The sequence below is a fragment of the Streptomyces sp. NPDC003247 genome, assembly GCF_042888135.1.
GTDB lineage: Bacteria > Actinomycetota > Actinomycetes > Streptomycetales > Streptomycetaceae > Streptomyces.
Window position 1 is genome coordinate 47095 of record NZ_JBIAPF010000024.1, and the last position, 9804, is coordinate 56898.

Sequence of the window (9804 nt, forward strand, 5' to 3'; positions counted from 1 at the left end):
CATGACGCTCCTCGAAGCGAAGCCGGACCGGCCCGACGGGCCCGCCCGACCGGACCGTCCGTCCTCCGGACGCCTCCGCCCGCCCCTCCGCGCGCTGACCGGTCTGCCGCGCACCCCCGGGCTGCTCGTGGCCTACCTGTGGGTGGCGGTGATCCTGCTCGCCGCGATCCACCCGGCCCTGTTCACCCCCGGGGACCCGCTGCGCCAGGACGCCTCCGCCATGCTCCTCCCGCCCGGCGGCGACCACTTCTTCGGCACCGACGACTTCGGCCGCGACGAGTTCACCCGCACCGTGTACGGCACCCGGCTGTCCCTCCAGGCAGCGGTCATCGCCGTCGCCATCGGCCTGGTCAGCGGCTCCCTGATCGGGCTGGTCGCGGGAGCCCTGCGCGGCCGGACCGACAACGTCGTCATGCGGATCGTCGACATCATGCTGGCGGTTCCCAGCCTCATCGTGTCGCTGGCGATCATCTCGGCGCTCGGACGCGGCACCCTCAACATCGCCGTCGCCATCGGCATCAACAGCACGGCCGGCTTCGCCCGTCTGATGCGCTCCGAGGTCCTCAAGGTGGGCAACGCCACCTACGTCGAGGCGTCCGTGTTCGCCGGACACGGCTATGTGCGGCGGCTGTTCAAGCACGTCGTGCCGAACGCGTCCCGGTCGGTGCTCGCCGCGGCGACCATGGACATCGGCACCGCCGTCCTCACCGTGGCCGCGCTGAGCTTCCTCGGGCTCGGCGCACCACCGCCGACCCCCGAGTGGGGCCTGCTCGTGGCCGAGGGGCGCACCTTCATCGGCGTCCAGTGGTGGCTGAGCCTGCTGCCCGGCCTGGTCATCGTCCTGACCGTGCTCGCCGTGTACCGCATCGGCCGGTCGTTCAACCGAGGGAGGACCCGTGTCGTCGCCTGACCGCAACGGCCCGCTGCTGCAAGTCCGCGATGTCAGCGTGGAGTTCACCCTGCCGGGACGACCCGCCACCCCCGTCCTGCAAGGCGTGAGCCTGGACGTGGCGGCCGGGTCGGTGCGCGCCGTCGTCGGCGAGTCCGGCTCGGGCAAGTCCACCCTCGGCCGGGTCGTCACCGGGACGCTCGCCGGCAACGGTCGCGTCACCGGCGGCGCCGTCACCCTCGGCGACCGGACCCTCACCGGGCTGTCCGAGCGGCAGTACCGCTCGGTGCGCGGCAAGGAGATCGGCTACATCCCGCAGGACGCCCTGCTCGGCCTCAACCCGCTCCTGCCCGTCGGTGTCCAGGCCGCGGAGCCCCTGCGCGCCCACGGCATCGGCTCCCGCGCCGAACGCCGCGCACGCGTCCTCGACCTGTTCGCCGAGGTCGGACTGCGCGACCCGCTGCGCGTGTACGGGCGCTACCCGCACGAGCTGTCGGGCGGCATGTGCCAGCGCGTGCTGATCGCCGCCGCGATGAGCACCCGGCCGCGGCTGCTCATCGCCGACGAACCCACCACAGCCCTCGACGTCACCGTGCAGAAGACCATCCTCGACCTGCTCACCGGCCTGGTGCGCACCGAGGACCTCGGCATCCTCCTCATCACCCACGACCTGGGAGTGGCCGCGGAGCGCGCCGACGACATCGCCGTGGTCAAGGACGGCCGAGTCGTACGCGCCGGACGCACCCCCGACGTCATCGGTGACCCCGGGGACGCGTACACGGAGGAACTGCTGCGCTCCTCCTCACTCGGCTTCTCCGGCCGCCGGGCCGCCGAGACACGGCGCGAGTACACCCGTACGGTCCCCGCCGACGCACCCCTGGTCGTGAAGGCCGACAGGGTCGGCAAGACGTTCCGGTCCCGGAACCGGCGCGGCGAGGACTCCGTCACCGCTGTCGCCGACGCCACGTTCGACGTCCGCGAGGGCACCACCCTGGGCATCGTCGGCGAGTCCGGGTCGGGCAAGACGACCCTCGTCCGCATCCTGGCAGGCCTCACCCCCGCCGACACCGGCACGGTCGAGATCGCCGGGCAGCCGGTCGTCCACCACCGGCGCGGCGCCGGACAGGCCGAGCTGTACCGCACCGTGCAGATGGTCTACCAGGACCCCTTCGCCTCCCTGAACCCGCGCTCCACCGTCCGCGCGATCCTCGACGAACCCCTCAAGGGCCACCACCAGGGCAACGCGGCCGAACGCGCCGCGCGCGTCGCCGAGTTGCTGGAGGCGACCGGCCTGCCCGCCGCCCTCGCCGACCGGTACACGGCCGAACTCTCCGGCGGCCAGCGCCAGCGCGTGGCCATCGCCCGCGCCCTCGCGCCACGGCCCGACGTCGTCGTCCTCGACGAACCCGTCTCAGCGCTCGACGTGACCGTGCAGCGACAGATCCTCGACCTGCTCACCCGCCTCCAGCGAGAGCTGTCCCTGACATACGTCTTCATCTCGCACGACCTCGGTGTGATCGCCGAGGTGGCCGACGACATCGCCGTCCTCCGCCACGGCCACATCGTCGAACGCGGCAGCGCCGCCGAGATCCTCACCGACCCGCGTACCGACTACGTCCGCGAACTCCTCGCGTCGATCCCCGGCGCCACCGCACCCCGCACGGCGCTGTCCTCCTAGACGCCCACCCCGAGTGGAAGGAAACCCACGTACCATGCCCGAGCGACAGCTCCATCTGGGCTACATGCACTGGCTGAACGGCACCCACTGGGGCGGCTGGCGGCACCCGGACGCGCCCACGGCGGACGCCTTCGGATTGGAGTACGCGACGAGGGCGCTGCGCATCGTCGAGGACGCGAAGTTCGACTTCTTCTTCCTCGGGGACACCCTGCCCGGCGACCTCGCCGCCGAGCAGTGGATCACCACACACAACACCGGCCGCCTCGAACCGTTCACGCTGGCCTCGCAACTCGCCCTGAACTCCTCGAAGATCGGGCTGGTGGTGACGGCGCACCCCACGTTCTACGAGCCGTACATCCTGGCGCGGCTCACGGCGTCCCTGGACCACCTCAGCGGCGGCCGGGCGGCGTGGAACGTGGTGCTGGGCGCCTCCGACCTGGCCGCCCGGAACTTCAGCCTGCCGGACCTGGGCGGCGCGAGCCGCTACGAGCGCGCCGACGAGTTCATCCACGTCATCCGCCGGCTGTGGGACTCCGTCGAGGAGGGCGCCTACCTCCAGGACAAGAAGGCCGGACGCTACATCGACGACAGCAAGTTCCACCGGCTCGACTGGCAGGGCAAGCACTTCCAGGTCGCCGGCACTCTGCCGCTGGAGCGCCCGCCGCAGGGGCAGTTGCCGCTGCTGTACGCGGGCGCCTCCGAACGGTCCCGCGAACTCACCGCCAAGTGGGCCGACATCAACTTCACCGGCCCGGCCACCCCCGAGGAGTCCTACGCCTTCAACACCGACGTGCGCCGGCGCGCCGAGCGACTGCGCGGACGCGTCGACCCGATCTTCTTCCTGCCCGGCATCACCCCGCTCGTCGGAGACACCCGGGCCGAGGCGGTCGAACTGTACGAGGAACTCAACGCGCTGCTGCCCTACGACGACGACATCGTGGAGGGCGATCAGGACGAGACGTACTGGACGAGCCCGGAGTGGGCGCGCGTCGCGGGCGCGCGGTTCGCCCTGCCCAAGGGCGTGCGCAGCGTCCGCTCACTGTCCGAGCGGATCGGCACCGACCTGCGCCCGCTGGGGATCGACGGCACGGTCGACGCGGACGCCGCCGACAGGTTCAACGGCTACGGCCAGGGCCTGCTGCGGGTGCTCACCGAGCGCACGGGCCGCGCCGTGGGGAACGGCGGGGTACGCGTCCGGGACCTGCTCGGCGCGGCCATCGCCGGGAACTTCCCGCTCGTCATCGGCACCGCCGAGCACGTCGCGAACACCCTCGTCGCCTGGTTCGACCAGGGCGCCGCCGAAGGTTTCAACATCAGCGTCCCGTACCTGTGGGAACCGCTGGAGCGGTTTGCCGGCGAGGTCGTCCCGATCCTCCAGGAACGCGGCGTGTACCGCACCGAGTACACCAGCGACACCTTCCGCGGCCACTTCGGCCTGGACATCCCCCCGAACAGCTTCACCACCGAACGGGAGGAGGCGGCCGCCATATGAGCGAGCGACGCAAGCTGCGCCTCGGCCTCGCCGCGTACGGCACCGGCTGGGACCTCGACGCCTGGCGGCTGCCCGAGGCGAACAACGCCGGGCTGACCGACCCGAGCGTCATCCTCGACATCGCACGGACCGCGGAACGTGGCCTGCTGGACTACGTGTTCGCGGGCAGCGCCCTCGGCAGCGAACCCGGTCGCCTCAACCGGGTGTTCCGCTGGGACAACTTCGTGTACGCGGGCCATGCCGCCGCCCTCACGAAGAACCTCGGCTTCGTGATGTCGGTGAACTCCTCCTTCGAGCACCCCTACGCCGTGGCACGCCAGTTGGCGACCCTGGACAACTTCAACGGCGGGCGCACCGCCCTGAACGTCGTCTTCGGCATCGACCGCGACGGCGACCCCATCGGCAACTACGGCAAGAACCCGGTGCCGACCGAGCGGACCAAGTACGACCGGGCCCGGGAGTTCACCACGGTCGTCAACCGGCTGCTGTACGACAGCTGGGACGACGACCTCCTCCTCGACGACAAGGCCGAGGGCACCCTGGTCCGGCCCGGTTCCTGGCACCAGATCGACTTCCACGGCGAGCACTTCGACGTGCGCGGACCCCTCAACGTGCCGCCGCCCGTGCAGCGTCACATCCCGGTCGTGCAGGTCGGCCTCTCCGACGAATCCCTGCGCTACGGCGCCGACTTCGGGCAGCTGCGATTCTCCCCGTACTTCGGGATCAGCCGCGGCAAGGAGGAGTACCGCAGGGTCAAGGAACTCGTCGCGGCGAACGGCCGTGATCCCGACAAGTTCAAGATCATCCCCGGGATCACCTTCTATCTGGCCGGTACCGCCCGGGAGGCCCGGGCGAAGTACAACGAGATCAGCGCCTTCCAGCTCGACGAGGCCCTGCCGGCCGCGTTCTCCAAGGCCCTCGGCATCGACCTGTCCGCGGTTCGGGACAACGAGCGGGTCCTGGACGTCGTCGACGTGGACGCGCTCGCCGACGACGCACTGAAGCCCCTGATCGCCGACCGGGCCCGGAACTCCGCCGATGACCGGGAACTGCTTCGGCACGTCCTCACCGACAAGATCGGTGAGGACGCCACGCTCCGGGAGCTGTATCGGTACGTGCAGCGCTCACGCCACGAACAGCAGCCCGCGGTCGTCGGTGACGCGAGGACCATCGCCGACTGGCTGGAGGAGAACCTGGAGGAGGAGGTCCTCGACGGCGTCCAGCTCTTCCCGCCCTACCACCGTGGCCCCGCCGATCTCTTCGTCGACCTCGTCGTCCCCGAACTCCAGCGGCGCGGCATCTTCCGCACCGAGTACGAGGCCTCGACCCTGCAAGGCCTGCTCGACACCGACGACCACCACTGAGGAGACACCTGTGCCCGCGAGCACACACCTGCCCACCGGTCACCGCCGGCTCGGCACATCAGGACTGCTGCTGTCCGAGATCGGCATCGGCGCCAGCACCTTCGGCCGCTCCGGCATGCGGGCCGCCGGCCAGGAGACGGTGACCGCGATCGTCGACCGCGCGATCGATCTGGGAGTGACCTACTTCGACCTGGCCGAAGGGTACGGGGACCGGCCGGGCCAGAGCGAGGAACTGTTCGCCACCGCCCTCGGCCGCCGCCGCGAACAGGTCGTCATCGGCACCAAGTTCGGGCTGAACCTGTACAAGGAGCGCGGCCCCGCCTACGGGCTGCCCGGCGCTCGCAAGTACATCCTGGCCGCCGTCGAGGAGTCCCTGCGCCGACTGCGCACCGACTACATCGACCTCTACCAGATCCACTTCCCGGACCCCTTCACCCCCGTGGAGGAAACGCTCTCCGCCCTCGACGACCTGGTCCGCTCCGGCAAGGTCCGCTACATCGGCGCGTCCAACTTCAAAGCGTGGCAGATCGTGGAGGCCCAGCACGTCGCCAGGGCGGCGGGGCTCTCCCGGTTCATCTCCACCACCGACGAGTACAGCCTTCTGTGGCGCAGGCCCGAGGAGGAGCTGATTCCGGCCCTGCGCCACCACGGCCTCGGGTTCATCCCGTATTTCCCGCTCCAGAACGGGCTGCTCACAGGCAAGTACTCGGCGGAGCGCGCCCCTGAGGACGCGAAGATCACCAACCTGAAGCGGTACCTGCTGCACGAGGCGCCCTGGGCTGCGCTGGCCCAGTTCGAGAAGTTCGCCCGCGAGCGAGGGATCGCTCCGGCAACCGCGGCCCTCGGATGGCTGCTCGCGCAGCCGACCGTCACGAGTGTCATCGCGGGTGTCACCATTCCCGCCCAACTCGACGAGAACGTTCTGGGCTCCCGCTGGGTGCCCACGGCCGAGGAGGAGGCGGAACTGAGGGCCCTGTTCACCGGTGACCTCTCGGGCGGGCCTGGGGTGGTCGATCGGGGCTGAGGAGGGCAGGGGGACTACCACAGGCGCCAGGATCATCACATGCGCCGGTGCATAGGGCGCGTTCGCTGGTTCGTCGTGAGGTAGCGGATGGCATGTCGTGAGGCTCTGGTGATCACGCCGAGCGCGGTCACCAGGCCGCGGGCGCGGCTGTCCACGGGTTGCGTCCAAGGAAGTGGTGTACAAGTTCCCACCTGATCCGGGCGTTTGCCCAGGTGTCGGAGTGAGTGCCCGGATATGAGAACGGCCACCGGCTGATCTTCGAGATGTCGAAGCTCGAAGGAGACCAGCACGATGACCGCACCCGACGGTCTGCCCCTGCACGCCCTCGCCGGGAACAACCTCGCCGCGGCGAGTCCCGATCTGCCGCGCGCGATGATCAAGACGTTCGCCGACGCGCTCATGTCCGCGGAGGCCGACGCCCTCTACAACGCCGAATACGGCCAGGTCAGCCAAGAACGCGTCAACCACCGCAGTGGCTACCACCCACGCGAGTGGGACACCCGCGCCGGCACCGTTGAACTCGCCGTCCCAGAACTGAGGCCCGGCAGCTACTTCCCGCACTGGTTCCTGGAGCGCCGCCGACGGGCCGAGCAGGCCCTGATCTCGGTGGTGGTTACCACCTACCTCCTGGGAGTCTCCACCCGCCGGGTCGAGAAGCTCGCGGAGTCCCTCGGCGTCACCCAGCTGTCGAAGTCCCAGGTCAGTGCGATGGCCAAGCACCTCGACGAGCAGGTCACCGCCTTCCGTGACCGGCCGCTCGACGCCGGTCCCTACACGTTCGTCTGGGCCGACGCGCTCACGCAGAAGGTCCGTGAGGGCGGCCGCACCATCAACGTCCACGCCCTGGTCGCGGTGGGCGTCAACGCCGACGGGCACCGGGAGATCCTGGGTCCGGACGTCGCGACCGCCGAGGACGGCGCCGGCTGGACCGCCTTCCCCCGCCGCTATCTCTCCATCGAGAGCATGGACAGCCTCTATCCGGACGACACCACCTGCCTGCCCGGCACCGCCGAATGACCAGCTACAGCACGCCAAGGGACACAACCCAGCACACACCACGGTTCCTGCGACATCACGTGCGTGGTCGGGAATGGCGAGACGCCGAGGGTGTGCGGTGGTGCGGTCAGTGATCGGCGGGCTGGTCCGGGGCGACGAGGCGGCGTACGGCGTCAGTGATCGTTGTGCGCTGCTGTGCGGGTGGGACCAGGGAGTTGACGTCCTCGGTGTGGTGCTGCCACATGTTCGCGAGAGTCAGGACAAGCGCCAGGATCTCCGCGGCCGGCTTGTCCCGGCGGACGCTGCCGCGTTGCTGGGCGGCCTCGATAGCGGTGATCTTGTCTTGCATCGAGCGGGCCACGATGTCGGGCGCCGGCCGTTCGGTGCTTTCCAGTGCGTACCAGGTGAGGAAGCGCATGACCTGGGGGTGCTGCTGCCCGGCGTCGTGCAGGCGGCCGGCGTATTCGGGCAGGTCGTCGGCGTCGATGGGGACCGCGTTCACGGTCTGCTCGGCGATTGCCTCGTAAACGGCCTCGAACAGGCCCTCCTTGCCGGCGGCGAAGGAGTACACCAGGCCAGGGCTGATACCCGCACGTTTGGCGAGCCGGTCCACGCGGGCTCCGGCCGCACCGAACTCGGCGAACTCGGCGAGGGCGGCTTCCATCAGCTGCTGGCGCTTACGGTCGGGGTCACGTGTTGCCATCCCCCCAGCCTTCCTTAATGAACGTTCATTTGACAAATCGGGCCGGCCCCCACATAGGATGAAGTAAATGAACGTTCATTTAAGGAGTGTCATGGTGGATTCGCACTGGACCCCGGTCGACGTCCCCGATCTCTTGGGCCGGACCGCACTGATCACCGGCGCCAACAGCGGCATCGGCTACCGCACCGCCCAGGTGCTGGCGGAGCACGGTGCCCGCGTCCTGCTCGCGGGTCGGCGCCCCGACTCCCTGGCAGATGCCGTCCGCCGCTTGCGTGCGGATGTGCCCGGTGCCCACCTGGAGACAGTGGAACTCGACCTCGGCAGCCTTGGCGCGATCCGCGAGGCGGCCGCCCCGCTCGCCGCAGGCGAGACCCTCGACCTCCTCATCAACAACGCCGGTGTGATGGATGTCCCGGAACGACGGCTGACCCGCGATGGACTGGAACTCACGGTGGGCACCAACCACCTCGGCCACTTCGCGCTGACCGCGCACCTGATGCCTGCCCTGAGGCGCTCCGCAGCTGCCCGGGTCGTCACGGTGAGCGCCATCGCCGCCGCCTGGCGCTCCGGTGATCTCGCAGATCTGATGAGCGAGCGCGGCTACCGCCCGATGAGCGCGTACGCGAAGTCCAAGCGCGCCAACGTCGTCTTCACCCAGGAACTCGCCCGCCGCCTTGCCGGCAGTGCACACCGCGCTGTGGCCGTCCATCCGGGCTCGGCCGTCACCAACCTGCAGCGTCACACCTCCACCAGCCGGATGGGGCGCCTGCTCCTGGCTCTCGCCTCCCGCACACTGATGGGCTCCCCCGACGGCGCGGCCTGGCCGTCCCTGTATGCCGCGACCCACCCCGAGGTCGTCAACGGGGCCTACCTCGGCCCGGCCGGACGCGACCAGACCTCCGGCACGCCCAAGCCGGTCCGACTGCCCGCCGGGGCCGACGACCCCGAGCTGGGGGCCTGGCTGTGGCGCGAGAGCGAGCGGCTGACCGGCGTCACCTTCCCGGTCCTGCGGACCTGACCGTGCCCAGAAAGCAAGAAGGCCCATGACCAGCCCCGACGCATTCGTCCCGAACCCCGATGCGGCCGAGCTCGCCGCTGCCAACCGGCAGATCGCCGAGATGATGCAGTACCCCGATCTCACCACCCCCCGGGGTCTGCAACGGTGGATCGTGCTGACGGGTGCGGGCCCGGAGGTGCCGCCGATCGTCGCGGTCGCCCGCGAGTTGCGGGTGGCCGCAGACACGGTCCGTAAGTGGCGGCGCCGGTTCCTGGCGGAGCGGCTGGACGGCTTGGTCGACGAGCCCCGGCCGGGCCGGGAGATCAAGCACCGTTCCGACGTCGTCCAGGTCTTCCCGAACACCGGCGCCGTCGACCGGCCCGCCACCGCCGTCCTCGTCGAACTCAACGACGAGTGGATCGCCTTCCCCCGCCGCCATCTCTCCGTCGAGAGCATGGACAGCCGCTATCCGGACAACACCACCCGCCTGCCCGGCACCGCCGAATGATCAGCTACACCACGCCAAGGGACACGACCGATCCGAACGCCCCCTGGTTCAGGCCTTGTCGTCCGCCGACCGTGCCAGGTACGCGTGGTTGTCCTCGATGAGGTGGTCCAGCGCGTCCCTGGCGGCGGCGAGGCCGTCGATGGCCTCGGACAG

The 9804-nt window shown here is 70.1% G+C and carries 7 protein-coding genes and 2 pseudogenes; 8 read left to right on the forward strand and 1 reads right to left on the reverse strand.

The genetic code is table 11. The annotated features are described in order from the left end of the window. Nucleotide 1: 1 nt before the first annotated feature. The 6 genes and pseudogenes from ACFYWQ_RS42425 to ACFYWQ_RS42450 form a co-directional block, all read left to right on the forward strand. A complete protein-coding gene (locus ACFYWQ_RS42425; protein WP_389525862.1) occupies nucleotides 2-910 on the forward strand; it encodes an ABC transporter permease in 909 nt (302 codons plus the stop codon). Then, the gene (locus ACFYWQ_RS42430; RefSeq protein WP_389525865.1) at nucleotides 897-2567 is read left to right on the forward strand and encodes a dipeptide ABC transporter ATP-binding protein; all 1671 of its coding nucleotides are present in this window, start codon (nucleotides 897-899) and stop codon (nucleotides 2565-2567) included. The genes ACFYWQ_RS42425 and ACFYWQ_RS42430 overlap by 14 nt, the downstream gene beginning before the upstream one ends. Nucleotides 2568-2601: 34 nt before the next feature. Further along, nucleotides 2602-4059 (forward strand): NtaA/DmoA family FMN-dependent monooxygenase, encoded by a 1458-nt coding sequence (locus ACFYWQ_RS42435; RefSeq protein ID WP_389525869.1) that lies wholly within the window; start codon nucleotides 2602-2604, stop codon nucleotides 4057-4059. Next, nucleotides 4056-5423: an NtaA/DmoA family FMN-dependent monooxygenase gene (locus ACFYWQ_RS42440; RefSeq protein WP_389525872.1), complete on the forward strand. Its 1368-nt coding sequence runs from the start codon at nucleotides 4056-4058 to the stop codon at nucleotides 5421-5423. The genes ACFYWQ_RS42435 and ACFYWQ_RS42440 overlap by 4 nt, the downstream gene beginning before the upstream one ends. Nucleotides 5424-5433: 10 nt before the next feature. Beyond that, nucleotides 5434-6447, forward strand: a complete 1014-nt coding sequence (locus ACFYWQ_RS42445; protein ID WP_389525875.1) for an aldo/keto reductase — start codon at nucleotides 5434-5436, stop codon at nucleotides 6445-6447. 291 nt (nucleotides 6448-6738) lie between these two features. Continuing rightward, nucleotides 6739-7389, forward strand: a pseudogene (locus ACFYWQ_RS42450) (transposase); the annotation flags it as partial. A gap of 181 nt (nucleotides 7390-7570) precedes the next feature. On the opposite strand, the gene ACFYWQ_RS42455 reads toward ACFYWQ_RS42450, so the two are convergent. Next, the gene (locus ACFYWQ_RS42455) at nucleotides 7571-8146 is read right to left on the reverse strand and encodes a TetR family transcriptional regulator (protein ID WP_389525878.1); all 576 of its coding nucleotides are present in this window, start codon (nucleotides 8144-8146) and stop codon (nucleotides 7571-7573) included. A 91-nt stretch (nucleotides 8147-8237) separates the two neighbouring features. Here ACFYWQ_RS42455 and ACFYWQ_RS42460 point away from each other — a divergent pair, with 91 nt between their 5' ends. Both ACFYWQ_RS42460 and ACFYWQ_RS42465 read left to right on the forward strand, forming a co-directional pair. Next, on the forward strand, nucleotides 8238-9164 hold the full coding sequence (locus tag ACFYWQ_RS42460; RefSeq protein WP_389525882.1) for an oxidoreductase: 927 nt from the start codon (nucleotides 8238-8240) through the stop codon (nucleotides 9162-9164). Nucleotides 9165-9357: 193 nt separating this feature from the next. Then, nucleotides 9358-9462, forward strand: a pseudogene (locus tag ACFYWQ_RS42465) (helix-turn-helix domain-containing protein); the annotation flags it as partial. Nucleotides 9463-9804 lie beyond the last annotated feature (342 nt).

Coding starts and splice junctions, on each gene's coding strand:
- ACFYWQ_RS42425 (WP_389525862.1), top strand. CDS start 2: ATGACGCTCCTCGAAGCGAAGCCGGACCGGCCCGACGGGCCCGCCCGA.
- ACFYWQ_RS42435 (WP_389525869.1), top strand. CDS start 2,602: ATGCCCGAGCGACAGCTCCATCTGGGCTACATGCACTGGCTGAACGGC.
- ACFYWQ_RS42440 (WP_389525872.1), top strand. CDS start 4,056: ATGAGCGAGCGACGCAAGCTGCGCCTCGGCCTCGCCGCGTACGGCACC.
- ACFYWQ_RS42455 (WP_389525878.1), bottom strand. CDS start 8,146: ATGGCAACACGTGACCCCGACCGTAAGCGCCAGCAGCTGATGGAAGCC.
- ACFYWQ_RS42460 (WP_389525882.1), top strand. CDS start 8,238: ATGGTGGATTCGCACTGGACCCCGGTCGACGTCCCCGATCTCTTGGGC.